Genomic DNA, 26,483 nt, shown 5'->3' with positions numbered 1-26,483 from the left:
TCATGCCCTTCCACTGCGCACTTTGCCCGAGCGCATTTCGATGTTCCGCTGCAGTTCGCGCAGCCCGCCGGCCAGGAAGCAGGCTTCCGCCAGCACGAACAGCGGGCCGATGATAAGGCCCGTCACGTCGTCCATAAACGCCGGTTTTCTCCCCTCCCAGAAATGCCCGACAAACTGAAACAGCCAGCCGATGACGAAGCCGACGATACCGATGCTCAGCCACGCCGCCGTCGACAGCGACGCCACCCAGGCGCCGAACCCGAGGCACAGCAGCAGCAACGCCAGCATCATGCCGCCAAGGCGCAGGCTCAGCCGCAGGTAATAGAGGGCCGCGACGATAACCACCGCGGTGGCCGGCGAAAACGGCAGCCATCCAGCGCCCCACGCCGGCCGGGAGAGCAGCGCCAGCAGGCTGACGACGATCAGCGGGATGCCGATAAAATGCGTGGCGATATTGCGCGCATCGCGGTGATAGGCGGCATAAGCGGCAAGTTGATCTTCCAGACTTCGCATGTTGACCTCCGAATGATGCGCGCACGGCCGAGCCGGCTCATTGCATTAAAGATAGCCGTATCGTTCAGCATAGGAAAATGATCAGGGATTGGCGATCACAGGAGTCGCATTTGGTTGTTAATCATGTTGAATTTATTGATTATTTTTAGATGCGATTTTGATTAATGCCCCCAATTGTGCCCCCACATGTTTTTCCTAGCTGGCCAACTGGCTGTGTTATGAACGCCTCAAGCCAAGGTTAAACTGTGCCCGATGAACATCCAAAGGTGTTAGCCAATGTTCTTGATCCTGCCAGGAGAAACCCTTCTGGTCATGACCTGCCCCCACGATTAGATACAACACTCAGTTAGTAACGTCGGAATCTTCATTCTCAGAATGACCCTTTCTCCAGCCCGCTGCAAATTCAGACGGTGTCTGATAATTCAGCGTGGAGTGCGGGCGGCATTCGTTATAATCCTGCCGCCAGTCATTAATAATTTTCCTGGCATGAACGATATCGCTGAACCAGTGCTCATTCAAACATTCATCGCGAAATCGTCCGTTAAAGCTCTCAATAAATCCGTTCTGCGTTGGCTTGCCCGGCTGGATTAAGCGCAACTCAACACCATGCTCAAAGGCCCATTGATCCAGTGCACGGCAAGTGAACTCCGGCCCCTGGTCAGTTCTTATCGTCGCCGGATAGCCTCGAAACAGTGCAATGCTGTCCAGAATACGCGTGACCTGAACGCCTGAAATCCCAAAGGCAACAGTGACCGTCAGGCATTCCTTTGTGAAATCATCGACGCAGGTAAGACACTTGATCCTGCGACCGGTGGAAAGTGCGTCCATGACGAAATCCATCGACCAGGTCAGATTGGGCGCCGCCGGACGGAGCAGCGGCAGACGTTCTGTTGCCAGCCCTTTACGACGTCTTCTGCGTTTTACGCCCAGGCCACTGAGGTGATAAAGCCGGTACACGCGCTTATGATTAACATGAAGCCCTTCACGGCGCAGCAACTGCCAAATACGACGGTAGCCAAAACGCCTGCGCTCCAGTGCCAGCTCAGTGATGCGCCCTGATAAATGCGCATCAGCAGCCGGACGGTGAGCCTCATAGCGGCAGGTCGACAGGGATAAACCTGTAAGCCTGCAGGCACGACGTTGCGACAGACCGGTCGCATCACACATCAACATCACGGCTTCCCGCTTCTGGTCTGTCGTCAGTACTTTCGCCCAAGAGCCACCTGAAGCGCCTCTTTATCCAGCATGGCTTCGGCAAGCAGCTTCTTGAGTCTGGTGTTCTCTTCCTCAAGCGACTTCAGGCGCTTAACTTCAGGCACCTCCATACCGCCATACTTCTTACGCCAGGTGTAAAACGTGGCATCGGAAATGGCATGCTTGCGGCAGAGTTCACGGGCGGGTACCCCAGCTTCGGCTTCGCGGAGAATACTGATGATCTGTTCGTCGGAAAAACGCTTCTTCATGGGGATGTCCTCATGTGGCTTATGAAGACATTACTAACATCGGGGTGTACTAATCAACGGGGAGCAGGTCAGTCAATGCGCACAAGCTCGAATCTCTCCACAAGAAAGTTAACGGCATCGGTAAGATTCACTCCCGCCTCTATGTGTTCCAGAATCTCCGTATCATCACTGAACGGTGTGTCGTTGATCGTCAGGCCGTAATGATGCTCTAAAAGGTATGTTAATAATTGTTGCCATACTTTGACAGACGATGGTCGTGACGAAACCGGCACGATGTTCGGAGCAGTTGAAATTTGCATGTTGGGTCCTGATAAGAAAGAGCTGAGAAGAGCGTTACCTGTCACCAGGCTAAGGATAAATAGTGATGTAAACGTAGCCACAGCTACCACAGGTATCTGCTATGCATGTAAACCCGGCAAGGTGAACTACTACTTGGTGTTGCTGGCGCGGGTTTAGCTCGCCAGTACGCAGCAGATTTTCAAGTTGTTCTGTGAGCGCAGAGAAAGATCGCTCTAAATCCCGCAGCTGCTCAGGGGTAAAGCTCCCCTTCAACCCGGCCCTGTCTGCCAGGTAATGCAGCCGGTTGCCTTCCTGAATTAATCTGGCACCAAAACGTGGAACAATATCGCTTTTTAGCCCCCATTCATGGGCTGGTGTTAATGACATGAAAACCTCCCTTTAAAGCAAACCAAGTTCAGCAAAAGACACCACCCCGTTTCCCACCACAAGATGATCCAGCACGCGCACTTCCACTAGTGCCAGCGCTTTCATAATCCTTTGAGTAATATGTTTGTCCTGTTGACTGATTTCTGTCGTGCCGGACGAATGGTTGTGCGCCAGAATGACCGCAGCGGCGTTATGTTTCAGGGCTGATTTAACCACTTCGCGGGGGTGCACTTCGGTATGGCTGAACGTGCCGGTAAACAGTGTTTCTCGCTCCAGCAGGCAATGCTGATTGTCGAGATACATCACGATGAAGACTTCCCGCTCCAGGTGAGCCATCTGCAGTTGCAGCCAGGTTTTTGTGAGGCTGCTGGAGGTAAATGACTCACTCGGTTGACGCTGGTATTTCTCCAGCAGACGTAATGCTCGTTGGATGACTCGCTGCTCGTTTGCAGGAAATACCGGGGATAAATTGATCGTAGACATGGTTGCTCCTTAGAAAGAAAAGCCCTTCCGAATCTTCGGAAAGGTGTTAAGGAAAAATGGTGGAAGGGATCATGAAGCAAGCTGAAGCATATTCTCAGCCATCACCCAGAGGGCCCGGTTGAGCTTCACATCACCGTCAATACCTTTCACTGCTCGGGTATGGGCGCGCTTTCCTTTGGTTGTTCTCCCCGAGAGCCCGCCTTTGATCAGGTTTTCCTGAATACGCTGGTAAGTGGTCCAAAGGTCGTTGCTTTCGTCCTGCCAGCGGCGTGGGGAAAGTATCTGCGTCTCTGTCACCGGTTGGTGCTCCTCACCGAAGCGATATGCCAGCGCAGCTTTCGCCATCGCCTGCTGAGCGGGCGGCGGTAACAAAAGTGACTGCATGGCATCGCGTTTCTCTTCTACACGGTCAAATATTCCCAGTACTTCGTAGGCCCCTTCGATGACTTTCTCTACTACGTTGCCTTTATGCGGCACGCGCACTTCGCCAAAACTCTCACCGCAAATCAGCCCATTTTGGCAAACTGCTCTGAATAACCCCGGTAGCATCTGATATGAGCTGGAGCCATCGTGGCTATTCAGCAGAATAATTTCGGGAACCTGTTTGCCAGTAATCTGGCCTTCACGACGCAGGCGCAGCATGTGCTTCGTATGCTCTCGTTTGCTCTGGTCGCGGACTCTGGTCTGGCACGCGAAGAATGGCTGGAAACCTTCGCGTTGCAGGTTATCGAGAAGGGTAATTGTCGGGATATAGGTATAGCGATCACTACGGGATTCATGTTTTTCTTCGCTGAAGACACTGGGCACATAATGAGCCAGTTCGTCGCGAGTTAACGGGCGGTCACGACGAACAAGGTTGACTGCACCAAAGCGGCTGGCTAAACGGGTCATAGTTGATTCCTTTTAAAACGGACATAAAAGCCACTCCAGTAGAGTGGCATTGGATGGAAGATAAAATGTTCAGGGAGAGGCTGGTGGCTGGCTCTGCTGTGGCGAGAGTTCTCTGTCAGGTAATGCCGGTGGTATTTGCTTTTCGGCTTGGTGATGTTGTAATCGCCGCAGAATAAAGGGTTTACTGTACTTGAAGTATCGAAGACACCATTCGTACTGAACGACTCGCCTTATGTTCAGAGGTAAGCGTTCATACGCTTTGCTGCACACCGATAAAACAAAGGCATCATCATTGATTCTGTCCTCTGCTAGTGCAGCCAGCCCTTTGATAAAGGAACGCTTCAGCTTTTGTCGAGAGTTAGCTTCCCGGTGGGCTTCGAAAGGCGATAATACGTCTGGTACAGGTGTTAGAACACAAATCGTGTTGCCTGATTGGGACTTTTCAGGCAAGCGTGGCGATTTTTTTTATGAGTCTTATCAGGCTATAGGTCATCAGGCTGGCCCCTATTGTCTGGCATACGACCGACTTACTTCTCAGCAGTGTGAGCCCTGCGACGCTGAAAACAACGGGCCAGGTCAGCCCAAATGATTCTGCATCTGGCGTTGTATCGTCCGGGGATTTTTTAGTTTTCATAGGTTGATCCAAAAGGTGTCCGGTACCGCAGGAAGCTTATACCGGACTGGAAGAGTAATTAGGGGAGATCGACTGAGGCTATTTCCTCAGAAGCGTTTGTGGGACCACTGTAGACGCCGACGTATTCATTTTGAGGGAAGATAATTACTGCATTTTTCTTCGGATCAAAAGAGCAACCACTTAATCCTTCAATTGCGGCGGTTTTCCCGGAGCTTGTGTTTTTGACAATCAGTTTGTTGTCTGCACAGTTGCTGGCTTTAACAAAAATCACCACATAACCGTCCTGCTCTGCGACGGTTTCAGCGGACGTTGATTTTGGCCCAGAGCTACGTTCTTTCTGCCCGCTTGCCCGATCGCTGCTGTAAGGAATATATTGCGCAGCATCATTCCGCATGGTCGGTGGATCATTGTTCAGACCAAGATATACAGGACAACCGGAAGCACCCACCTCGCAGCTCTTTTCGACGATAGCACGTGACGGCCAGCCTTTTGTGCCGATGTAGGCAGCACCGGTTTCATCCAGGCAATAGGTTTCCTCCCATGAGTAATTTTTATTCTGCCCCGGCATAGTGCGGGTCGTTACGAGACAAGTCAGAGCCTTAACCGGTTTACTGTCGTAGCGGATAAAGTTCTGTTCAAGCGGTGATGCTGCGTACAATAAAGGAGAGATATTCGCTGTAGCCGCCTTGCTCTGTGCATCCGCGCTGAAACCAGATTTATTGTTGAGTTTTACGCTGACTGCCGCATCGTTCATTTCGCGAAGCATTTCACCACCGCCATCTGTCAGAAAGAACGTGTAGCGTTCTGGATGAATATTACCGGGAATGGTGATGGCAAAGCTGAAGGCCGGGAGCGAAAGCGTACAGAGTAAAATTAGGCGTGAAATGAATGTCGCCATATAAAGATATCCTTACTGATGATTAACAATGCGGGAGCATGAGCTACCGGATGGGGTGGTTAATGGCTGATGCAGTCTTCCCAGTTAAGGCCCTCCAGAGCGTCCCTGAGCCCTGCGGTATTGAAGGGGTGAGATACGGATTTATTCATCCGGGTGATTTCAATTTGCCCATGGCTGTCTGTGTTTTTGAGCGCTATAAAAGCCGCCTCATCCGGGGGGTAATGAACTGCATTGATATTGATTCCCATAGCTTCTTGCCCATTATCTGGTATATACATTGGCTTCTTATCTGACCCGCTGTAGCTCACTATCAAATGACTGTCCCGGCAGGTGAGCGTCATACGCTCTCCGGCGCTATTGTCGGCGTTAAGTTCAAACTCCATCGCATTGACAGTGCCAAACCAGTTGCCCCATTGCTGCTCCGGGCCCATTGCATGCACAGCACCACTGAACAATGCTGCGCCGAAAAGAAGTACAGACGTAATCTTCAACATAGAGATTCCTTACTATTGTTTTACAAAAGAAAAATGGCCTTTTGTTGTATAAAGGGCCATTCGATGGTATGCATTTTGTCCGGGGCGGGATAATCGTTATTACAGATCAGTTTCCAGGAATTGATCGTTATTATCTATGAAAATAGCGATCAATAACTTATTATCAATAGGAATTGACTATCATTATTTGAAGTATCGATCGGCGTTGTAGATCAATGCGGTGAGACATTCCAGAAACTGTCCGGAATGATCTCACCGTGGTAATACAGGTCTGAAAAGAAATGGGATGGGTCAGAACGCGGGGGATGCTCAGTGTTAGTCCTTGTCACCTTCCATCATCGCTTTTTGCAACCTCGTCCAGATTCTTTTTGAGGTTGAGCCCGGATTTTTATCTGGCATCGCTCCCGAGTGTTCATCAATGCGAGGTAATTTCCCCATACGTTTCAGGACTTCCCCAATGGAAATATGCGTGACCTGGCCGTCGCTGGAATTATCAGCGGGGGTGTCGTGCTGCGCCTTTGTATTATGAGCCTGACAGTCCTTTTCTTCCTTTTTCGTTATTTCATTGACCGGAGTATATTGGTTATAAGACTGTATTTCCGGTATGGAGGACATATTACTGATAGTAGCAAGTTCGGTAAGTGTTGTGACTGTCAATGGTACAGAAACGGGATTCGGTGCTGATGTTTTATTCTTTACCCGGGCACGCAAAGATGCTTTTCTTTCTCTGGTATCAGAAGTTGCTCTGTACTGATGTACCTGCCATGCCTTTTTAAAACGTTGAATAAACAATTCATCTTTTAAAAACATATAAATGAACAAAAAATAAAACTTAACAGCCATGTATTTTTCAAAGGAGCCTGACGGCCTCAGCATGGACAGCATACTGCGGTTGGTAAAAGATACCGGATTGATTTCCCCGGTATAATGCCCCTCACGATCTTTTCTCCGGGTATTCATTCGACTTCTGTCTTTCTGAATGTATTCCCAGGCCCAGTCGCATTTTTTCTTGTTTTTTTGGTGAAAGAGGGAAATTTATACTCGAAGGATAAATCTCTTCCCACTTGTTACGAATCTGGCGCATCAGATCGAGCCTGGCTTTGAGGGTCGCAGGCGCACGGTCAAAAAAATCCTCTATAGCAGACAGACGCTCTTTATTATCGACAGGATAAGCATCCAGTTCCAGTTTATTGTAAAGGGAATCATGAATGTTGGGATAGCGTTGATTCCTTATTCTACCGACTATAAAAACGTCCAACTCAAGCACTTTGAATGAATCGTGTATCTGGCTTTTGATAAACAGCCATGTGAAGTAGCAAGCATCAGGTGTTTTTTTTACCCAAGAAAATTCAGATGCGGGCATCTGGAGTGATTTAAAATCATTAAAATCTAGTGTGTAGATCCTCTTAACTTCATTATCTTTAATCAGTCGTACAGCCTGATTAATTGCATCTGCGGCGATTTCAATATTACTGCCAAATATGTCATCTGCATTGTAAATGTTTTTTGTTGTTGCCAGTTTATTGGTCAATATGGCCAGATCCAGATCAGACAGGTACCACAGGAATAATCTCAGGTCTCTCCTGTTATTTATTATTGCACTGTGCAGTGAATTTTCCACAAGTTACTTCCTGTTATACGTTTCGATTAAATGTCAACCATCATAAGGTTAGGTTTAAAAATAGTCAAAAAAGGAGATAAAAAACTAGTTATCTTCATAGCTATCAACATAGTTTTTTATGTAGTAAAAAATGTAGTACATGATTGTCCTGAAAGTCTCGTAGAAGAAGGGTTTTTACCATATTTATGGGTGTGATTTCAGCACGACTTCATGCTTCCAGTTTATCATAGTGTAACGACAGGGTGACTTCTGAGCATCTGCAGGAAAAGGTTGCAGCTTTCAAATGCTGCCCAGAACACTGGAAATGTAAAATCGTACATACGCGACCAATGACATGAAAGGATGCCGACCGGTGTCCTCCTGATACATTACGGAGACATGTCATGAGCACTATTAATATTCACGAAGATAAATTCGTTAGCATGCAGTTCATTACTGAACTGACAGGGTTATCTGATAAATGGTTTTATAAGCTGGCGCATGAAGGTAAGTTTCCAAAGCCGGTGAAGTTTGGTCGCAGCTCCCGCTGGATTGAAAGTGAAGTAAAAGAGTGGATCGAGGAGAAGATTAAATTATCGCGTACTGACTCTGTTGTAATCTTTAATGAGGGAAATGAGTAAGTCCTTTCCTTATGAAAAACATGCTAACTTCGGAGTGAATTCTAAATATAGAATGCGAATACATCCAAGAATGCATTGGTCGTTTAATACACCAGTTGTGTTGGTATGGTAATATATACTTGTTAGTACAATCTACTATACATGCGTAATATGCTCATCAACACCAAGTACTGCACTAAATAAGCAATCATAACTACCTGCATAAACTTCATTAATATCACATTAGTGATATATCTCATATAAGCTTATCAGCTAAACATGGCATTTACACTCTAACAATCTGAAGTGATATCACTCACATCCTTTAAAACATTATGGCATCAGCAATGATGCTCTTCATTTTGAGAAAAGAAACAATGAATAATATCTACACACTCAATATGGGCCATGCACCATTCAACACTCATTACTTACATCGATTGTCGAATGTCATTCATAACGCTGTGCGTGAACATCCAAGAACAACAGCCATTCGTGTTGACCTTCATGTACCCGATTATAAAGATACCGGCGATAGCATTTCTTGCATTATCGATATGAATAAAGGACTAATGTCCCGTTTTATTGAAGCACTTGATTCCCGTATACAGACATTCCTGAAGAGTAAAAGTAAAAATGGCATGAGAGTCTATCCATGCCATTTACGCTACGCCTGGGTTAAAGAAATCGATAAAGATAAAAGTGATAAACCACACTGGCATGTGGTGTTATTCCTCAATAAGGATGCCTTTCTCGGTCTTGGTGATTATACGGGGAATGATTATAACGTGGCCTCTATGATTCAGGCTGCATGGTTGAGCGCTTTAAAGCTACCGTTAGCTACTGAATACTTAACGCTGATTCACTTCCCTGATAAACCCTGTTATCACCTGAATATCAATAATCCTCCAGCCTACTCTGAGTCATATAACAGTTTAATGTACCGCCTTAGCTACCTGGCAAAGGAACGTACGAAAGTATACAGCAATGAGGAACGGTCATTTGGCTGTAGCCAGTCTTGATCGAACAGGGGCTGGTCAGGGTGTTACCGCCAGCCACATCTCTCAGTCACACACAAAGCCAGCTAACCATGCTGGCTTTTTCATTTGCTCCGGGGTTCATTATGAATTACTTCGTTTTAGCCACTCACGCCGTCACCGCAGAGGGTGAATGGGTTACACCAGACTCTGTTCAACAGGTTGATTTTGATTCATTGCAGTGCATTTACTGCAAACTGCAGATCGGTGTTCAGTTTGACCCTCTGACAACTACTAAAACGTTTGTGCACCTGCCAGGGCATATCAACAATGTCGCTCGGCTTAAAGCATGTCGATTTAACAAGCTCCATGCAGTGCAAGAGCAAACCACCTCACCACAAACAATACCTCCTCCACAAAAGCGCCTTCCACCGGCTAACACGTCTATGCGGCAATGGAGATGCTGCTGGTGCCATATCTGCTGGCATGGAGAGAAGATATGCCCTCAATGTGCTGACTGGCTTTATGCGACAGATGCGTAAAAGGCTGTACCGACTGCTTTGTACCAGAAGCAGACGTAGTGAGCTGCCCTCACTACAGTAAGTCTTAAATCCAAGTGTTGAACTCTTGCAATTAACGGCCGATGATAAGAAAAGAATAAAGTAAAATCGCTCAGAACCTTCGCTGTTAAATTTTATGAGCTTTTTGCCAGAAGAACGTCTTTCCAAAGCCTATGTAATGCATTTAGAGGGAGTTTTATGTATTTATCAAAACTCGGAATCCGCAACTTTAGAAATTTTGAGGCGGCTGATATTCCCCTGGCAGGTAATGTTGTGTTATTGGGGGAAAATCGTGTCGGTAAAAGTAATCTGCTTTTCGCAATTCGACTGGTTATTGATCCCACTCTGCCTGATTCAGCCAGGCAGCTTAAGCTGTCAGATTTCTGGGATGGCTGCGACCTTGAATCAAACCCTCAAATTGAGGTGCACCTTGAATTCGCCGATTTCGACAGTGACCCTTCCCTCTCAGCTCTGTTGACCGATTTTCGCATCGCAGAGGATCCTACCGTAGCAAGGTTGAGCTACATTTTTCGTAAAAAGGAAGAAGTCGATGGGGCTCCACGTTCGGGTGAGGACTGTGAGTTTATTGTTTTTGGCGGAGGTCAGGAATCGCGAGCCATACCTGGACGCGTCAGGCGGCGGATCTCCATTGATATGCTGGACGCGTTACGCGATGCAGAAGCACAACTTGCTTCTTGGCGAAACTCTCCGCTACGCCCCTTATTGGAAGATGCATTCTCTTCACTGAGCCGAGCCGATTTGGATCGCGTAGCAACTGAGCTTCAGGCAGCAACGGAAACCATGGAGAAGTTCCCATCAATTAAGGATCTCGAAGATTCTCTTCGTGGTGGCATTCTTGACTTGGCTGGAACTGCTCACGATTTAGATGCCCGCCTCCGTTTTGCGCCTGCTGACCCGCTCAGATTGATGCGTTCTATCTCTATGTTCATTGATGATGGAAAGAGAGGCATTATTGAAGCGAGCCTAGGTTCTGCGAACGTGGCTCTGATATCACTCAAGCTAGCAGAGTTTGCATGGCGACGTGAAAAGAATGAACGTAATTTCTCCCTGCTTTGTATTGAAGAACCCGAAGCACACCTTCACCCACAGCTTCAGCGCGCTGTTTTTGACAAACTCTTCAATAATGCCGACAAAGATCAGTCTTTGATTGTAACGAGCCATTCTCCCACGCTGGCAACCATTGCTCCTCTTCGTTCTGTTGTTCGCATTTGCAGGGATCCTGAAGGGCGATCCCGAGCTTTTTCCCTAGCCGATCTGCCAGTAACCAGTGAAGAACTCGACGACATTGAACGATATTTAACAGCAACCAGATCGGAGCTGCTTTTTGCTAACGGGGTAATATTTGTTGAAGGCGATGCTGAGGAGGTTTTACTTCCAGGTTTCGCACAGGCCATGGGGATCAATCTCGACCAGCTAGGGATCACGGTATGTAACGTAGCGGGAGTTAATTTTGAACCATACGTGAAGCTGGCAGCCAGCCTCGGACTACCTTTTTCCGTCGTAACCGACTGGGACCCACTGGATGGTACGAAACAACCGATGGGTAAAACCCGTTCAATTGGTATCTGGCAAGCATATAGTGATGTATCGGAAAAACTGGGAAAACTAACCCCAGAAAATATTAATTGGTTCAATAACAGTTCTTATGAAGTCTGTAAGCCTGTATTTGAAAGGATTGGCATTTTTTTAAACGATCAGACATTTGAAGTCGCTGTAGCCAATACGACAGGCCTCAAAGAAGCGCTGCTTGATATCCTCGATGAACAGGGATTTGGTGTGTTACGTTCATCAAGGATTGCTTCATGGCGTGCCGGTATAGCTCCAGACCCGACGCAACTTCTCGCGATGATATCTGACATAGGTAAAGGACGGTTGGCTGCCAAGCTGAAGCAAAAAGCACCTGGGCTTGCGCCGCCGGAGTATATTGCTTCAGCTATTCAATATGTGGTGTCGAATGTCTGACCGCCGCGCACTTTCAGAGGCTCTGAATGAGCTATTGCCGAACAGAGAGCAGTACGCTGCGGCCACATACCCCGGCCACTGCGTAGTTATTGCTGGGCCAGGCAGCGGGAAAACCAAAACACTTACGACTGCCATGGCACGTGCCCTGATTGAAGAGGTCGCTGACCCCCGAGGCGTGGCCTGTATTACTTACAACAATGAATGCGCTTCTGAACTTGAAGGACGTCTGGCATGCTTTAAAGTCATTGGCGATGAGCGGAACTTTATTGGCACCGTGCATAGCTTTGCATTAAATCAGGTTTTAATCCCCTACTCACGATGTATACCGGGTTTGCTGCCGGATGATTTTCGTGTGGCGACCAGAGATGAAAGTCGCGCGGCTGTTGAAGTGGCTTACCAGGCTAGATTCGGATCTGTCGGAGATCCTCATGCACGGTGGAAATTTGCAGAAGAGAAACGACGCCGGGATGTGAACCGACTCCTACCGGCTTGGCGGAATAACAATCCGGAGCTGGCAGATTTTATTGAAGGTTATGAGGCAGAACTTCGGCGCTTAGGACTGATTGACTTTGATGATATGCCACTCATCGCTTTTCGTATTATTAGCGAGCATGAATGGGTACGTAATGCTATCCGGTCGCGCTATCCTGTTTTGTTTGTAGATGAATATCAGGATCTTGGGCACGCTCTTCATGAGCTGGTTCTGCTGCTGTGCTTTAACGGTGGAATACGATTATTTGCGGTCGGTGATGCAGATCAGTCCATTTACGGATTTAATGGTGCAAATCCAGGGCTACTGGATAGTCTTGTTTCACGGGCAGATGTAAGACCGTTCCGTCTTCGCTTCAACTATCGATCTGGCGCGAAAATTATCAGGGCATCACTAGGGGCGCTGGGAGAAGACCGCGATTATGTTGGCCCCGATGGTAATCCAGAGGGAGAGTTAGGATTCCATGGAATTAATGGCGATTATGACGCACAGGCGCATTTTATCGCTCATGATCTAATTCCTTCGTTGTTTGAAAGAGGGTTTCATCCTGAACGCATCGGGGTTCTTTACCGGGCAGCCTGGCTTGGCGATAAAGTTGCGGATGAGTTCAAGGCCAGAAATATTGCCATAATACGTGCTGACAGTAATGCTCTCATTAAGCGCAATTCTCGTCTTGCCCGTTTCATCGAAGCCTGCAGTCAGTGGGTAACTGGGGGATGGAAAGAAGCCTCTCCACTATTTAACCTCTTACTGGGTCAGGCGCTCTTTCTTGTTTATGGCCGCCGCGCAAGCCGTGCTGAAGAACAATTACTGACCGTACAGCTCATCACTTTTTTACGAAACGGAATTGATAAAGCGGAAAGTGCTCACGAGTGGCTGAGACGTTTAAATGATGAGCTCATCACCGGCTGGATGGCTGTCTCACAGAACACTCAGCAGGAATGGGATGTCATCTCTGAGTTACTGAAACGAACCGATCCCTTCAGGGGACTGGATGTGGCTCTGGATATATTCGCTGGGAAAGTAGAAGGAACTGGACGCATCACCCTTAGCACTCTTCATAGTGCAAAAGGCCGAGAATTTGATGTAGCCATAATGTTTGGGGTAAATAAATATGACTTCCCGAGTAAGCGAGATCTAACTTCAGATAATGCCCTTCGCGAGGCCCGTCGCCTCTTTTATGTAGGCGTTACTCGTCCCCGAAAAGAGCTGCATATGGTTTATGAAAAGGGTAAACATTCACCTTGGATTGCCGAACTGTATCATCGCAGCCAGCAGACATAGAACCTTATGCATCTGACCTGCTCCCACTTTATTGATAAAGGCGAAGTTAGAGAAACCGCCATCTGGCTGTAAAACATTATGAATTTCTGCTTCTCCCTCACAGCAGACCTGCAGACCACTCAATCTGCCACTGCATGTCAGAAGCGGACGCCAGAATTATTGAAACATTCCAGATAAATCCAAACCCAAAACAGCTATTGAAATCAAACCGGCATAGCGGATACATTACGCAGGTTATTACCTTGTATCATCAGGATGCCGTTGACTGTGTTTATCAGCCGTGAAGTCATTTCCAGAATCGTGCTTATCATCATGGCTGTTGCCGTGCTGAGCAGTTCGCTTATGGCAAAACCACAGGCTGTGTACAACGTTCAGGATACAACCTCCATCAGTGACCATCAGCACGATAGCGATGAACCACTAAATGAGCACGATCCGCTGTTGTTCCACTCGCACGGTAATGTGCATCACCTCAACGCCGATCATTCCCACGATCTGAACAAACTATTCACGCTGACTGCTTTGCAGGCCTGGAACGCAGGCATGCGGGTGACGTTCGCGCTGAGTTCAGAACAAACCCTGCGGATGCCCCAGGCCACACCCGAACGCCCTCCGAGATCCCTGACTGCGTAATAACTTCCATTAATTCGTTATTATTCAATTTGTAAGGGTTTTTATGAATACCAGCCTTGATATGCAGGGCCGGTTGAGCGGTGGCCTGCTTTCAGTTCAGGCACGTTCGGCTTGTCTGTTTTTCTTGTTGTTATTGCTTTTCTACAGCCAGGGGGCGTCTGCCCACGGCGTGGCGGAAGGCGACAAAGGGTACATCCAGGAAATCACCGGGATTAACATCATCCCGTTTATCTACCTTGGCGCGAAGCACATGGTGACCGGCTACGATCACCTGCTGTTTCTGTTTGGGGTGATTTTCTTTCTCTACAAAATGCGCGATATCGGGCTGTACGTCAGCCTGTTTGCTGTCGGGCACTCCACGACGCTGCTCATTGGTACGTTCTTTGATATCAGCGTCAGCGCTTATCTTATTGATGCCATTATCGGTTTGTCGGTGGTCTATAAAGCGCTTGATAACCTTGGGGCTTTCCAGCGCTGGTTTGGTTTTCAGCCAAACACGAAGCTTGCGACGCTCATTTTTGGCTTCTTCCACGGCTTTGGTCTGGCGACCAAAATTAAGGAGTTCGAAATTTCTTCCGATGGCCTTTTCGTTAACCTGATTGCCTTCAATGTCGGGGTTGAGATAGGCCAGCTGCTGGCGCTGAGCGCCATCCTCATCATCATGAGCTACTGGCGGCAGACGGCGAGCTTTTTCCGCCATGCCTACACCGCCAACGTTGTGATGATGAGCGCCGGTTTCCTGTTAATGAGTTACCAGATTTGTGGCTACGTTTTAGCCTGAGGGAGAAAAGAGAATGTATAACACCGATTTACCGACCCGCGCAGAACTGCCCTCTGCGATGAAGCTGATGCAGTCGACTATCCTTGCCGCCATTGTGGCGCTTACGCTGCTGATTACCATCGTGATGCCATCAGAATACGGTATTGATCCGACGGGCGTTGGCCGTCTGTTGGGCCTTAAACAGATGGGTGAAATCAAAACGCAACTGGCAGAGGAAGCGGCTGCTGATAAAGCGGGTACGAGTCCACTGGCACAGCAAACAGCACCCGTAAATGAACGCCCTGTGCCGGACAACCCGCCGACAATCACGCAAAACAACTACCCGGAACTGAGCGTCCCGGCCACAACTCGTGCGCCGGAAGCGCCAGCCGCAGGAACTCAGCGCAATCAGCTGCTGATTACACTGAAGCCGAATGAAGCGGCAGAAGTGAAGATGGAAATGCGTAAGGATGCCCGGGTGGCTTACCAGTGGATGAGCTCTGGCCCAGTGAACGTCGATGCGCACGGCGATCCGGTTAACGCGCCGAAAGGGTTTTACCACGGCTATGGCAAGGACCGGCAGATAACCTCAGGGGATGGTGTGTTGCAGGCCGCTTTTGACGGGAAGCACGGCTGGTTCTGGCGAAACCGTGGTTCGCAGACGATCACGATCCAGTTGGATACCAACGGGGAGTACATGAGTATCAAGCGCGTCATCTGATTAATCGGGCCCGCATGATGCGGGCCCATTTCATTCATCCCGGCAATACAAGACTTTACACTCCAGCCTCTTACATCCTCCCCGGGGGGATGCTAATCTTTTTAAACCGTTGTGATTGTCCATTGAGAGAAGCATTCAGCGATGTACCTGATGTTTAAGCGTTCACCCCGTCATGTTCTGATGATTGTCATCATGGCCTTTGGCATGATGATGTCGTCGATGGGGACGTTTGCATCGCACGGTACAAACGGCCTGACAGGCTACGAGATGAATCTGCACGACGCAGAAGTCACCATGACAATGCAGGATCACTCTCACGATTCGGACATCCCTCAGTCTGGCCATGCTGGCCATCATCAGACAGACCATTTCCATGAAACCCCTGGGCAGCCGCCCTCTGTGGAGATCTCCCTCTCTCCTGTAGCAGACAGATGGTTACCGCTTGCCGATCTCCGTAGCCCTGTTAAGACCACGGACATCATTTATCGTCCTCCCAGCACCCGCCAAATCTGATCGCTGTTACCGGCAGCTGTTTGCTGCCCGGATTTAATCAACTTCAGATTTAGCGGAGAGGCTATGTATAAAGACTCTATCCAGGCGCGTCGCGAGATTGCGCGGAATTTCACTGCACTCAATTATCGTATCGATCCCCTGCACTGGCAGACGCTGTGCATGGGCGTTAATCGCGACCTTCAGGCCAAAAAATTGCGTCCGAACGTTCCGGTTCCTTCGCGGCGTAAAGTCATTCCGTTCCTGAAAATGATGCATCAGGAAACGGGCTCGATGCTCAAAGCGATCCTTGCCTTTGGCTTTGATGGTCCCTGGACCTCCAGCGGCGGCTCGTTTCGCCTGGCGCGAGAAATTGGGTTCGATATCGTTCACTACGCGAAGAACATTCACCACAAAAATGGCACCGTCACCTTCCTGGAAATTGGTGCTGCCTGGGCGGGTTTTCGCGCAGAAGAAGCAGCCAGCCATCAGGCGACAATTTCCGGGCTTGCTGAGGGCTTCAGGGAGCAGCTCGGGGAGAGTGCATTCCTGCACTTCACCAATCTCACGCCGTGGCATGAATCGCTGCCAAAAGGGGTGACAGAACACCCTTACGTGACGGCTGCCGGGCTGTGTGCCCTGGAGAACCGGGGCGTTCAGGCCGGTGAGGTCGATATTATCTATTCCCAGGCGGCGGCTTACTTTGAGCAGGATTACACGGCTTTCCTTCGCAGTGCAGCCCGACTGCTGAAAGGGGATGGTGTCTTAATCTTCAATCACGACCCTGTCCTGGCGAGTGCGATGGATGAAGTCGCCCGGGAACACGGGCTGCGGCTGGTCAGACGCAAACAAATGGGGGGAATGAATGGCGCGATTGCCCGCTATCACCGACTCCGTTCGTCCCCGATGAGCCGGATGGTCTTCCCTGGCGTTAATCGGGTTCAGGATGAAGAAGTGGTCTGTGAATCACTGGTTATGTCGGCGCTTCGTCGCAGCGTGGAGGTGTAACGCCCGATATGTTGACGCGTAGACATTTCCTCACCACCACAGGAGCATTGCTGATGACAACATTACTGCCGGGGGAAACCCTGGCAGCCTCTCTGGCGGAAAGAGTCAGTGAAACATGGCAAAAAATAATCACTCGTCGCTCTGCTCAGGAGACGATAACACCGGGCTGGATCTTGCAATCTCTCGGACTTCAGAGTGGCTCAACGGAATTGCGGAGAGCCATTTTTGAACTGGTCAGGCGAATACCCTATCAGCTCGGTTCATGGAATGACCAAAGCATGAGCCTGTTTGAGCAGGGTTTTGGCGATTGTCGTCATAAAGCCGCTGCGGCCGAACGACTGCTGGTTGCCGGTGGTATTACGGCAAGGCGAAAACTGGTGCAGTTTGACTGGGCTGATTTACCCATTCCTTCGGAAATACTGGCCATTTTGCCGCAAACACAGGGGTTTCATGACACCGTGATTTTTGAGTTAAACGGGAAAACATTCCTGTTTGATGCCACCTGGGATATCGCTTTGCGCGGTGCGGGCTTCCCTGTGATGTCTTCCTGGAACGGTAACTCTGATACCTGGTCAGTGACTTCCCGGATGTCGACACAGCAAACTGTACAGATGCCGCAGTCCGGGCGGGACATTTACAGCGCTAACCAGATGAGCTGGCCGCAGCGCGAGAAGACCATGGCGTTCAATCAGGCCCTGAACAGCTGGCTCGAAGACATTCGGGCTAACCGTGACGACTGGTGCACCATCATCCACAGCGACGTTGAGGCGACCCGGTTGAGCCTGAAAACCTGCCTGGGACTTCTGAGTTAACACCTTTCTCGTCAGGAGGGGCTGCGCAGGGAGGCGGCGATAACACCTTCGACACTCTTTATGCTGCTTCAGGTATAACGCTGGGATACCTGAAGCTTTTTTACGTCATGTACACGCCCAGTGAGCGCCGAGAGTCAGCGTATCCGGCATGAATGGTTTTCGTTAACAGGCAAGACCTGACAGGTTTTTTCTCTTGCCTTATCGTTAACAGACTAAATAGCACTCAGGGCCCTGTCCCGAGTAAATGCAGCACGATCCCGGCGGCGCAACACCCGGCCAGTGTCGTCATCATTCCCAGCTTCAGACGGAACAGCGCCAGCATGGCAACACACGACAGCGCAAGTGACCAGGGATCCAGGCTGGACAGTACCGGTACCTGCAGGACCATGCCAAAGGTGCGAACGACGCTGACCTGCGTGAACAACGTATGCAGGGCAAACCAGACGGAAAGGTTGAGTATCACCCCCACGACAGCAGCAGTGATGGTGGACAGCACGGCGTTGAGAGCCTTGTTATTACGCAATGCCTCAATATAGGGTGCACCGATAAAAATAAACAGAAACGAAGGAGTAAAGGTCACCCATTTGGCTAAAATGCCGCCCAGCGTCCCGGCCACTACCGGGCTGATTACTCCTGGATCGCGGAATGCCGCCATAAACCCTACAAACTGCACAACGCTAATCAGCGGGCCCGGAGTGGTCTCAGCCATCCCCAGTCCGATTAACATTTCCCCCGGGGTAAGCCAGTGAAAATGTTCAACAGCCTGTTGCGCCACATAAGACAGTATCGCGTAAGCCCCGCCGAACGTGAGTACGGACATCTTACTGAAAAATATAGCAATATGGGTATAAACGTTATCAACGCCCATCGTCACGACAAATCCCATCAGAGGCGCCAGCCATATCAGTAAGCCAAGGAGCGTCACTTTAATGGCTCTCCTGTGTGAAGGTCGTACGTGTTCGGGAATTTCCTGAGCAAAAGCGACATCAATCGCTGCCCCTGAATCATCCACTGCATCGGACTCGCCAGGGCCTGAACGGGGCTGAAAAGCACTGAACCCGGTTTTACTCCCGATAAATCCGATCAGCGCAGCTGCCGCAATAATGAACGGAAAAGGAATAGCAAACACAAATATCGCGATGAATGACAATACAGCGACACCGACCATAGCCTGGCTTTTCAGTGCCCGTCGACCGACTCGCATAACGGCCTCCAGCACTACAGCAAGTACCGCAGCCTTGAGGCCGAAAAAAAGTGCCTGAACAATGCCAATCTGACCATAGCTGGCATAAATCCAGCTCAGTGTCCCCAGAGCCAGCAGACCAGGCAGAATAAATAATATCCCGGCAGCAAGCCCTCCCCGGGTGCGATGCAGTAACCAGCCGATATAAACGGCCAGCTTGTGTGCTTCCGGGCCAGGAACAAGGGTGCAATAGTTGAGGGCGTGCAGGAAACGGGTTTCACTGATCCAGTTTTTTTCTTCCACCAGGATCCTGTGCATCACGGCGATCTGGCCTGCCGGTCCGCCAAAACTCAGAGCGGCAACTCGCAGCCATACCAGCAACGCTTCGCGAAAAGACACTCCGTGCCGTTCATATGCCGGTGTTTGCTGAGAGGGAAATACCGGGTCTGAAGAACTGCTGTTATTGATGTTCATGGCTATGATGACCTGTGTTGATGGATCCACACCGGAGGCTTAATGACCCGGCCTATCGTCGCTGGAGGCGCTTTTGCTGTAGGTCAGCAGAAGGCTGTCAAAAATGGGACAGGCCGCCTTCAGCAGTTGCTCATCGTCGGTGAAGGTTTCACGTAATCCCGCCAGAATACTTTCCACCCCGGCAGCTTCCGGGGGCTGGGCACCGCCGACATCAAGGTAATGCACGAGTATCCCGGTACGTGAAAGCCCCTCCTGTTCCAGAGAAAAACCAGCCAGCAGCACTTCAAAAGTTACCCTGTTATCCACATGACTGAATGTGGCCCCATCGAAGTCAAACCCGATAGCTCCGGCCGGACATTCCGCCGGATTGTCCAACCAGATAAATGTTGCCCGGGGATCAATAAAGCGCCGGATTAACCACGCACAGGCCAGTCTGTCCACCCAGGGACGCCGTCGCGTTGCCCAAACTCGCTGTTGATAATCACTTATGCGTAACTCCGGGATGGTACCGATCACCATATGTGGCTCATCAGGTGATAATATCCGGGAGCAGGCCAGCTCCAGTTCCTGGAGTGAATTGTCCGCCTGGCGCTGCGCCTCTCCCGGAAAGAAGTCGATGTCAGCAAGACCGGTAAACGATTTTCGCAGTTTGCGAACCAGTCTGAGAGTTTCCTGGACATTCCCCCCGGTCAGGGCTCCCTGTGCACGTGAGATCTCTACAAGCAGTACCGCAAAATCTTCACCACGATCGAAAAGATTGGCGAAACAGGAACCTTCAGGCTCTTCAGTATCAAGAACCAAAGCCATCCCTCCAGCATCACAGACATCCTTTGCCTGAGCATCCAGAGTCATCCTGCATGATTCTGTTTTAGGCATCAGATAGACACCATCCCGTAATACTGCCGCTCCGGACGCTTTAAGTGCGCGCCAGATCCGCATCCGGGCGGCGGAGTTTTCTGTCGGAAGTGACAGGATGAGAAGGAGGTATTTCATTTTCACTTACTACTCTCTGTTTAATGTTTCCTCACGCTTGAGGATTTATGTTGAATATATAACATAATGAAGAATACGCTACATATTTACAGTGAATAATTATAGAGCGGGCTCGCAGATGAAGTCTTTATGAGCTTTTAATCTAAGGTTAATGGCTGACGAAGGTCTCTTTTAATCCCCTCCACCAGGATAAAGCTTGTCATTTTTTTCAGCTCCCTCTATGCTTTCACTATCCCCCCCAGGGGGATATGAATTTAAGCCAAGAGATTGCCTGATGCTCAATATTCTTTCTAATCGTACCTACCGCCACCTGTTTATGGCACAGGTTATCGCCCTTATCGGCACTGGTCTGGCGACCGTTGCGCTGGGGCTGTTAGCCTACGATCTCGCCGGAGACAGGGCCGGGGCGGTTCTGGGTACCGCGCTGGCTATCAAGATGAGCGCCTACATTCTGGTTGCGCCGGTAGCGGCGGCCTTTGCCGATAAATTCCCGCGTCGCACCATGCTGGTAACGCTGGATCTGGTTCGCGCCCTCGTGGCTATGGCGCTGCCGTTTGTCACTCAGATCTGGGAAATCTACATCCTGATCTTCATTCTTCAGTCTGCCTCGGCGGCCTTCACGCCAACCTTCCAGGCGACAATCCCGGATATTCTTCCTGACGAACGCGAATATACCCGGGCGCTGTCTCTGTCACGCCTGGCCTATGATCTGGAAAGCGTAATCAGCCCGATGCTGGCGGCGGCGCTGCTGACGGTCATGAGTTTCCACAATTTGTTTGCCGGTACGGCGGTCGGCTTCCTCGCCTCAGCGGCTCTAGTTGTTTCTGTGACGTTGCCGAAGATGAAAGCGCTGACGGTCAACCGCAGCATCTATGACAAAACCACGCGAGGCATGCGCATCTTCCTGAAAACACCAAGACTGCGTGGCCTGCTGGCTCTCAACATGGCCGTGGCCGCAGCGAGTGCGATGGTTATCGTCAACACCGTGGTTCTGGTTCAGGCGGACTTTGGTCTTTCGCAGCGCTCCACCGCCATTGCGCTGGCCTTCTTCGGTGTCGGATCCATGGTATCAGCGCTGATTCTCCCCAGACTCCTCGACAAAATGAGTGACCGCATGCCGATGCTTGTCGGTACCGTGCTTTTAGTCGTTGGCCTGGGGCTGGGCATTTTCCTCAAGGATTACATCACGCTGGTTGTGCTCTGGGCGCTGCTGGGCGTGGGCTATTCGCTTTCTCAGACACCGAGTGGTCGCCTGCTGCGCCGCTCGTCCACGGCTGAAGACAGACCGGCACTGTTTGCTGCCCAGTTCGCGCTGTCGCATTCATGCTGGCTGGTGACGTATCCGCTGGCAGGGTGGGTAGGTGCAACATGGGGAACACAGGCTTCATTCATCGCTCTGACCATTGTGGCCGCGCTGTCGCTGGTTACCGCCGTACTGATTTGGCGTCCTGAGCATGAAGTTTATGCCCAGATTCACAGCCACACCGATCCAGAAACACACAACGAATCGACCCATGAGCATGATTTCGTCATTGATGATGAACACCCGTCATGGCCAAAGAAAGAGAAGTAATTCCCGCAAAACAGACAATCAGGCAGGAGAGGATAAGCCGATAAAAAGTGTGACCATGGCGTTGATACACATTATCTTATCCCCTCCACCTGGAGAGGATAAATCATGACCGTTCACGCATCACACCCTGACATTATTAAAAGACTTAAGCGTGCCGCAGGGCACCTGAAAAGCACCATCCAGATGCTCGAAGATGAAAAAGCGTGTCTGGATATCGCCCAGCAGCTGCACGCTGTGGAAAAGGCGATAACGAATGCGAAGCGTACCTTAATTCATGACCATCTGGATCACTGCCTGGAGGATGCCCTTCATGCCGACCACCACGGGTCTGAAAGTACGCTTAGCGAATTTAAAGAGATAACCAAGTATCTTTAAGGCAAGCGAAACATGACTGATTTTTCTGCTCTTTTACAGCAAGGTGTGGCGAATGCCTGGCTGTTTATCCCTAGCGCTATTCTGCTGGGTGCGCTTCACGGACTGGAGCCTGGGCATTCCAAAACAATGATGGCTGCCTTTATTGTGGCTATCCGGGGTACGGTAAAACAAGCTGTGCTATTGGGCCTTGCGGCGACACTTTCTCATACATCTGTTGTCTGGTTAATTGCCATGGGTGGGATGTATGTCAGCAAGAAATTCACCGCTGAGTCTGCCGAACCCTGGTTCCAGCTGATTTCCGCCATCATCATTCTTGCCACGGCAGCATGGATGTTCTGGCGCACCTGGCGTGGCGAAAAGCTGTGGAAGATGGAGCAGGAAGAGGAACACGGCCACGGTCATCACGATCATGACGAAACCCGCATTATCGATACGGGCCATGGCAGCGTTGAACTCTCTATTTTCGAGGAAGGCCAGCCGCCTCACTGGCGCTTACGCTCGCTCAGCGGCAGGAAATGGGAAGCCCGCGATATCTCTCTGGTCACCAACCGGGGAACAGGGACCTTTTCACAGGTCTTTGATTTCGTCGAAAAAGACGGATTTATGGAATCGGCCCTGGCGATCCCGGAGCCGCACAGCTTCGATGTTCGTCTCTCTTTGGGCCATCGCGGCCATGTACACGATTATGATGTGGAGTTCCGCGAGCATGAACACGGCCACGATCACTCCGCGCTGGAGGGACTGGATGTTAATTCCCGCGAGTATCAGGACGCTCACGAGAAAGCGCATGCGAACGACATCAAAAAACGTTTTGCTAATCGCAGCGTGACAACCGGGCAAATTATTCTGTTCGGCCTGACCGGCGGACTCATTCCTTGCCCGGCAGCTATTACCGTCCTGCTGCTCTGCATTCAGGTAAAAGAATTTACGCTCGGTGCCGCGCTGGTACTGTGTTTCAGCATCGGTTTAGCAATTACGCTGGTTTCAGTAGGCGCAGCTGCGGCGTTCAGCGTTCGTCAGGCAACAAAACGCTGGAACGGCCTGGATACGCTGGCACGTCGGGCCCCGTACTTCTCAAGCGTACTGATTGCCCTGGTTGGCATCTACATGGGTTATCACGGCTGGATCGGCGTGACCCGCTGATTTCGCCTTACAAGACTCATCTCTGAACCCACCCACCGGTGGGTTTTTTATCTCTGAAGCCCGTCACATTTTCATCCCCCTACCGGGGATAGCAATTGAGCTTTCACAGGCGCTCATTTATCATCGAAGTATCCCCCCTGGGAGGATGTAAAATCATAAATGGAACCTGCTATGCAAAAACAATACTTCAGTCAGATTCGTCATCAGTTCGTCAACATTACCGGCATGTTGCTCACTTCATTCATCGCCATTCCTGCTCTGGCAGCGCAAGGGGGCTTCTCCGCAGAGAAAGAGCCCGTTGCCACTGAGCGCATGTACGCCGGTCATAAAGTTCAGCAGGAGAATGGTCAAAGCCGTATTCAGGCCGTTTCGTCAATGCACGAAGGGGCGTGGGTAACGCTGGAAGGCAACGTCATCAGCCAGCAGCAGGATGAGTGGTACACCTTCCGCGATCCAACCGGCACCATCAAAGTTCGCATTCCGCAGAAAGTCTGGAACGGGCAGCACTTCGATGCTCAAGATCTTGTGCGAGTGAGTGGGCAAGTTGTCCATCTGAGCAGTACAGCAACAATCTCAGTAGAGAGAATTAGCAAACCATGATGATAGATAATAATTTTAATTAAATTCAGTGGCATAGAGATTATGGAATTTTTTTATGAATATTTTGTTGTTGTTTTTGTGGTTGAGATGTACTCTTAAAAGAGCATTTCACAACAAATAATTCATGGAATTTTTATGGCGCTTATTGAAAAAGAAGAAGCTCACATCGCGTGCAACCCATACTTTCGCACTTTCACCTCAGTTATAAACAACGCATGGGAATCCTGGTTAGCTAACGATGTAGCTCGTCGCTTAGTAGATAAGCGCGCACGAGCATCTGTTTTGAGAAATGATGTACTTTTTTATCTAAAAACAGAGATTGAAGATTCAAAGCTTGATGGCATCAAGTACGTCAAAGTTCCACATCAGGAAGGATTTCTAATTGGTGATCGATACTTTGTGCGTGTTAAGAAGGGTAACAAAAGCATGCGTTCATCTAACTACCCTACTCAGCGAGCACTGGACTTTCACAACCCTGATGTTGAGCTTTTTGGCGGGCTGATACGGCTTGAGTTAATCTATATTCTTAGTGACGACGGTGTTGGAGTTGATAAAATCGTCCTTACACAAAGAAATGGAAAGTATGTGGCTTGGGCTTTAGACCTTACAGCCGAGAATGTATACAGCATTACGGATTTCGAATCCGAGCTGGATGTTGATGTTAATCAGCCCGAAACAACAGTACCTGTTGCTAAAACGGTCGTTCGTTCTAAGCGGGCAAGAAAGCAAGAGCCGAAGGTAGAAAATGGTCGTGGAGACTAAGCCAACAGCAGCCATACGCCCTGAGTTGATTGAGTTGCGTCGAAAAATGTTGGGCTTGAGCCAAAAAGAATTGGCTCAGCGCACATCTATATCTCAAGGTATGCTTTCAAAAATTGAACAAAATTTGAAGCCAGTTACTGAGGAACAAATCAGCATTATTGCTGAGGCATTATCTTGTCCGATTGCTTTTTTCACAATGTCTGAGAGGGTCTATGGTGGGCCCATAAGTGCCAGCCCGATGTATCGCAAGAAAGCATCTGTTGGTATGAAAGTGCTGGATAAACTTGTTTCAGAAGTGAATGTAAGAATTGCTCACATAAGAAAGCTTCTTCAATTTGTTGATTTTGAACCAGAATATTCTGTTCCTTACTATGACCCTGAGGAATATGAAGGAAATATAGAACAGGTCGCACGTAATGTCAGAACGGCTTGGCATATACCTCGAGGACCTATAAGAAATCTGGTTGAAGTACTTGAAAGAGCTGGAATTATCATAGTGGACTGTGACATGGAGGATACGGGGTTGTCTGGTTTGAGCTACAGCCTTGCCGGTCTTCCACGTTTGATATTCATTAACAAAAATCAACCGATGGATCGCTACCGGTTCACTCTGGCTCATGAGCTTGGGCACTTGGTTATGCATAATGCACCAAGCCCAAATATGGAAGATGAAGCTAATACTTTTGCAGCAGAGCTACTAATGCCCGCTGGTGAAATTTTAGGGCATCTCAAAGATATCAACATTGAGAAAGCTGCAGCTTTAAAACCATTCTGGCGTGTATCTATGGCAGCCCTTTTCTTCCGTGCCAAGCACCTTAACGCTATTACTGCTGGCCAAAGCGAATGGATATGGCGTCAAATGTCATTAAAAAGATACAAAATTGATGAACCTGTAAAATTAGCAATCAATGATGAAAAACCTACTCTACTGACAGCCATTATTGATCATGCAAAAGACGAATTAGGTTACGATAACAATGAGTTATCTGCTGTCTTTGGCCTTCATCCTTCTGAGGTTAAACAGCTTTATGGGTTCAACATTGAAGGCTTACATTTACGTCTCGTAAATTAAAAAAAAAGCCTGAGGATTTATTCTCAGGCTGTTGATTCAGCTAGCTAAATCAACATCAGCCTTGTTACGGGTGTTGAAAATGTAATCACCATACCACTGCATCATCTCTCTCCGCCCCTCCAAATACTGCGCATGGTTATATGTCCCACGTATCGCGTTCTTATCCACATGCGCAAGCTGTGTTTCAATCCACGCTGAGTTAAAGCCTTCTTCATGCAAGATGGTACTCATCGTGTGGCGGAAACCATGCCCTGTCAGCCTTCCTTTGTATCCCAACTGACCTGCTCCCCGTTGATTAGTACACCCCGATGTTAGTAATGTCTTCATAA

At 49.4% G+C, this 26,483-nt stretch carries 28 protein-coding genes and 3 pseudogenes; 16 read left to right on the top strand and 15 right to left on the bottom strand.

Annotated elements, in window-relative coordinates:
- From C3F38_RS02780 to C3F38_RS02725, 12 genes and pseudogenes are all read right to left on the bottom strand, one after another.
- Entirely contained in the window at window positions 1-513 is a 513-nt protein-coding gene (locus C3F38_RS02780) for a DUF962 domain-containing protein (RefSeq protein ID WP_055317595.1), read from the bottom strand.
- Between the two features lie 216 nt (window positions 514-729).
- A pseudogene (locus C3F38_RS26805) lies at window positions 730-825 on the bottom strand (toxin); the annotation flags it as partial.
- 30 nt (window positions 826-855) lie between these two features.
- Window positions 856-1,976 (bottom strand): IS3-like element ISSen4 family transposase gene (locus tag C3F38_RS02770; protein ID WP_085950818.1). Its coding sequence is split into 2 segments (ribosomal slippage): window positions 856-1,718 and window positions 1,718-1,976, totalling 1,122 coding nucleotides; the frame shifts between segments, so codons are not numbered across the junction.
- A 71-nt stretch (window positions 1,977-2,047) separates the two neighbouring features.
- A pseudogene (locus C3F38_RS02765) lies at window positions 2,048-2,275 on the bottom strand (TA system toxin CbtA family protein); the annotation flags it as partial.
- Window positions 2,276-2,324: 49 nt separating this feature from the next.
- Window positions 2,325-2,642 carry a type IV toxin-antitoxin system YeeU family antitoxin gene (locus C3F38_RS02760; protein ID WP_061549934.1) on the bottom strand — a complete coding sequence of 106 codons (318 nt, stop codon included), beginning with the start codon at window positions 2,640-2,642 and terminating at the stop codon, window positions 2,325-2,327.
- Window positions 2,643-2,654: 12 nt separating this feature from the next.
- Complete coding sequence (radC, locus tag C3F38_RS02755) at window positions 2,655-3,125, bottom strand: DNA repair protein RadC (protein ID WP_055317444.1); 471 nt, start codon at window positions 3,123-3,125, stop codon at window positions 2,655-2,657.
- 69 nt (window positions 3,126-3,194) lie between these two features.
- Window positions 3,195-4,016, bottom strand: coding sequence for a DUF932 domain-containing protein (locus tag C3F38_RS02750; RefSeq protein WP_023315136.1), 822 nt, complete (start codon window positions 4,014-4,016; stop codon window positions 3,195-3,197).
- Between the two features lie 442 nt (window positions 4,017-4,458).
- Complete coding sequence (locus tag C3F38_RS02745; protein WP_071934095.1) at window positions 4,459-4,650, bottom strand: hypothetical protein; 192 nt, start codon at window positions 4,648-4,650, stop codon at window positions 4,459-4,461.
- Window positions 4,651-4,708: 58 nt separating this feature from the next.
- On the bottom strand, window positions 4,709-5,548 hold the full coding sequence (locus C3F38_RS02740; RefSeq protein WP_055317443.1) for a hypothetical protein: 840 nt from the start codon (window positions 5,546-5,548) through the stop codon (window positions 4,709-4,711).
- 59 nt (window positions 5,549-5,607) lie between these two features.
- Window positions 5,608-6,042 (bottom strand): hypothetical protein, encoded by a 435-nt coding sequence (locus tag C3F38_RS02735; protein WP_055317442.1) that lies wholly within the window; start codon window positions 6,040-6,042, stop codon window positions 5,608-5,610.
- Window positions 6,043-6,357: 315 nt separating this feature from the next.
- Entirely contained in the window at window positions 6,358-7,002 is a 645-nt protein-coding gene (locus C3F38_RS02730; RefSeq protein ID WP_158656485.1) for a hypothetical protein, read from the bottom strand.
- Window positions 6,977-7,663, bottom strand: coding sequence for a hypothetical protein (locus tag C3F38_RS02725; protein ID WP_104456909.1), 687 nt, complete (start codon window positions 7,661-7,663; stop codon window positions 6,977-6,979). The genes C3F38_RS02730 and C3F38_RS02725 overlap by 26 nt, the downstream gene beginning before the upstream one ends.
- Before the next feature lie 383 nt (window positions 7,664-8,046).
- On the opposite strand from C3F38_RS02725, the gene C3F38_RS02720 reads away from it, so the two are divergent.
- The 10 genes from C3F38_RS02720 (at window position 8,047) to C3F38_RS02670 (ending at window position 17,979) form a co-directional block, all read left to right on the top strand.
- Window positions 8,047-8,283, top strand: coding sequence for an AlpA family transcriptional regulator (locus C3F38_RS02720; RefSeq protein WP_055317440.1), 237 nt, complete (start codon window positions 8,047-8,049; stop codon window positions 8,281-8,283).
- Between the two features lie 326 nt (window positions 8,284-8,609).
- Window positions 8,610-9,284: an inovirus Gp2 family protein gene (locus tag C3F38_RS02715; protein WP_233211744.1), complete on the top strand. Its 675-nt coding sequence runs from the start codon at window positions 8,610-8,612 to the stop codon at window positions 9,282-9,284.
- A 713-nt stretch (window positions 9,285-9,997) separates the two neighbouring features.
- Window positions 9,998-11,782 (top strand): ATP-dependent endonuclease, encoded by a 1,785-nt coding sequence (locus C3F38_RS02705; protein ID WP_055317439.1) that lies wholly within the window; start codon window positions 9,998-10,000, stop codon window positions 11,780-11,782.
- Complete coding sequence (locus tag C3F38_RS02700; protein ID WP_065772197.1) at window positions 11,763-13,556, top strand: ATP-dependent helicase; 1,794 nt, start codon at window positions 11,763-11,765, stop codon at window positions 13,554-13,556. Before C3F38_RS02705 ends, C3F38_RS02700 begins: the two co-directional genes overlap by 20 nt.
- Before the next feature lie 267 nt (window positions 13,557-13,823).
- On the top strand, window positions 13,824-14,189 hold the full coding sequence (locus C3F38_RS02695; protein ID WP_055317446.1) for a hypothetical protein: 366 nt from the start codon (window positions 13,824-13,826) through the stop codon (window positions 14,187-14,189).
- Between the two features lie 43 nt (window positions 14,190-14,232).
- Window positions 14,233-14,970 carry a HupE/UreJ family protein gene (locus C3F38_RS02690; RefSeq protein WP_055317437.1) on the top strand — a complete coding sequence of 246 codons (738 nt, stop codon included), beginning with the start codon at window positions 14,233-14,235 and terminating at the stop codon, window positions 14,968-14,970.
- Window positions 14,971-14,983: 13 nt separating this feature from the next.
- Window positions 14,984-15,670: a hypothetical protein gene (locus C3F38_RS02685; protein WP_055317436.1), complete on the top strand. Its 687-nt coding sequence runs from the start codon at window positions 14,984-14,986 to the stop codon at window positions 15,668-15,670.
- Between the two features lie 141 nt (window positions 15,671-15,811).
- Window positions 15,812-16,183, top strand: coding sequence for a hypothetical protein (locus C3F38_RS02680; RefSeq protein WP_055317435.1), 372 nt, complete (start codon window positions 15,812-15,814; stop codon window positions 16,181-16,183).
- Between the two features lie 63 nt (window positions 16,184-16,246).
- Window positions 16,247-17,167 carry a hypothetical protein gene (locus C3F38_RS02675; protein ID WP_055317736.1) on the top strand — a complete coding sequence of 307 codons (921 nt, stop codon included), beginning with the start codon at window positions 16,247-16,249 and terminating at the stop codon, window positions 17,165-17,167.
- 53 nt (window positions 17,168-17,220) lie between these two features.
- The gene (locus C3F38_RS02670) at window positions 17,221-17,979 is read left to right on the top strand and encodes a Tat pathway signal sequence (protein ID WP_104456908.1); all 759 of its coding nucleotides are present in this window, start codon (window positions 17,221-17,223) and stop codon (window positions 17,977-17,979) included.
- Window positions 17,980-18,202: 223 nt separating this feature from the next.
- On the opposite strand, the gene chrA is transcribed toward C3F38_RS02670, so the two are convergent.
- Together chrA and C3F38_RS02660 are read right to left on the bottom strand one after the other, a co-directional pair.
- On the bottom strand, window positions 18,203-19,636 hold the full coding sequence (chrA, locus tag C3F38_RS02665; protein WP_080479044.1) for a chromate efflux transporter: 1,434 nt from the start codon (window positions 19,634-19,636) through the stop codon (window positions 18,203-18,205).
- 39 nt (window positions 19,637-19,675) lie between these two features.
- Window positions 19,676-20,629, bottom strand: a complete 954-nt coding sequence (locus C3F38_RS02660; RefSeq protein ID WP_055317733.1) for a chromate resistance protein ChrB domain-containing protein — start codon at window positions 20,627-20,629, stop codon at window positions 19,676-19,678.
- Window positions 20,630-20,903: 274 nt separating this feature from the next.
- Between C3F38_RS02660 and nirA the strand changes: the two genes are divergently transcribed.
- The 6 genes from nirA to C3F38_RS02630 all read left to right on the top strand — a co-directional run bounded on the left by nirA (window position 20,904) and on the right by C3F38_RS02630 (window position 26,154).
- Entirely contained in the window at window positions 20,904-22,202 is a 1,299-nt protein-coding gene (nirA, locus tag C3F38_RS02655; RefSeq protein WP_055317732.1) for an MFS transporter, read from the top strand.
- Between the two features lie 105 nt (window positions 22,203-22,307).
- Window positions 22,308-22,577 carry a metal-sensing transcriptional repressor gene (locus C3F38_RS02650; protein WP_055317731.1) on the top strand — a complete coding sequence of 90 codons (270 nt, stop codon included), beginning with the start codon at window positions 22,308-22,310 and terminating at the stop codon, window positions 22,575-22,577.
- 12 nt (window positions 22,578-22,589) lie between these two features.
- Complete coding sequence (locus C3F38_RS02645; protein WP_055317730.1) at window positions 22,590-23,720, top strand: nickel/cobalt efflux protein RcnA; 1,131 nt, start codon at window positions 22,590-22,592, stop codon at window positions 23,718-23,720.
- A 159-nt stretch (window positions 23,721-23,879) separates the two neighbouring features.
- Entirely contained in the window at window positions 23,880-24,320 is a 441-nt protein-coding gene (locus C3F38_RS02640; protein WP_139108051.1) for a YgiW/YdeI family stress tolerance OB fold protein, read from the top strand.
- A 135-nt stretch (window positions 24,321-24,455) separates the two neighbouring features.
- Window positions 24,456-25,082, top strand: a complete 627-nt coding sequence (locus C3F38_RS02635) for a hypothetical protein (protein ID WP_055317508.1) — start codon at window positions 24,456-24,458, stop codon at window positions 25,080-25,082.
- Window positions 25,066-26,154: an ImmA/IrrE family metallo-endopeptidase gene (locus C3F38_RS02630; protein WP_055317507.1), complete on the top strand. Its 1,089-nt coding sequence runs from the start codon at window positions 25,066-25,068 to the stop codon at window positions 26,152-26,154. Before C3F38_RS02635 ends, C3F38_RS02630 begins: the two co-directional genes overlap by 17 nt.
- Window positions 26,155-26,190: 36 nt before the next feature.
- Here the strand turns inward: C3F38_RS02630 and C3F38_RS02625 are convergent.
- A pseudogene (locus C3F38_RS02625) lies at window positions 26,191-26,430 on the bottom strand (tyrosine-type recombinase/integrase); the annotation flags it as partial.
- Window positions 26,431-26,483: the final 53 nt, after the last annotated feature.

The organism is Serratia sp. SSNIH1, from assembly GCF_002935055.1.
GTDB lineage: Bacteria > Pseudomonadota > Gammaproteobacteria > Enterobacterales > Enterobacteriaceae > Serratia > Serratia nevei.
Note: the sequence above shows the minus strand (reverse complement) of the source record. Positions and strands in the feature narration are given on the sequence as shown.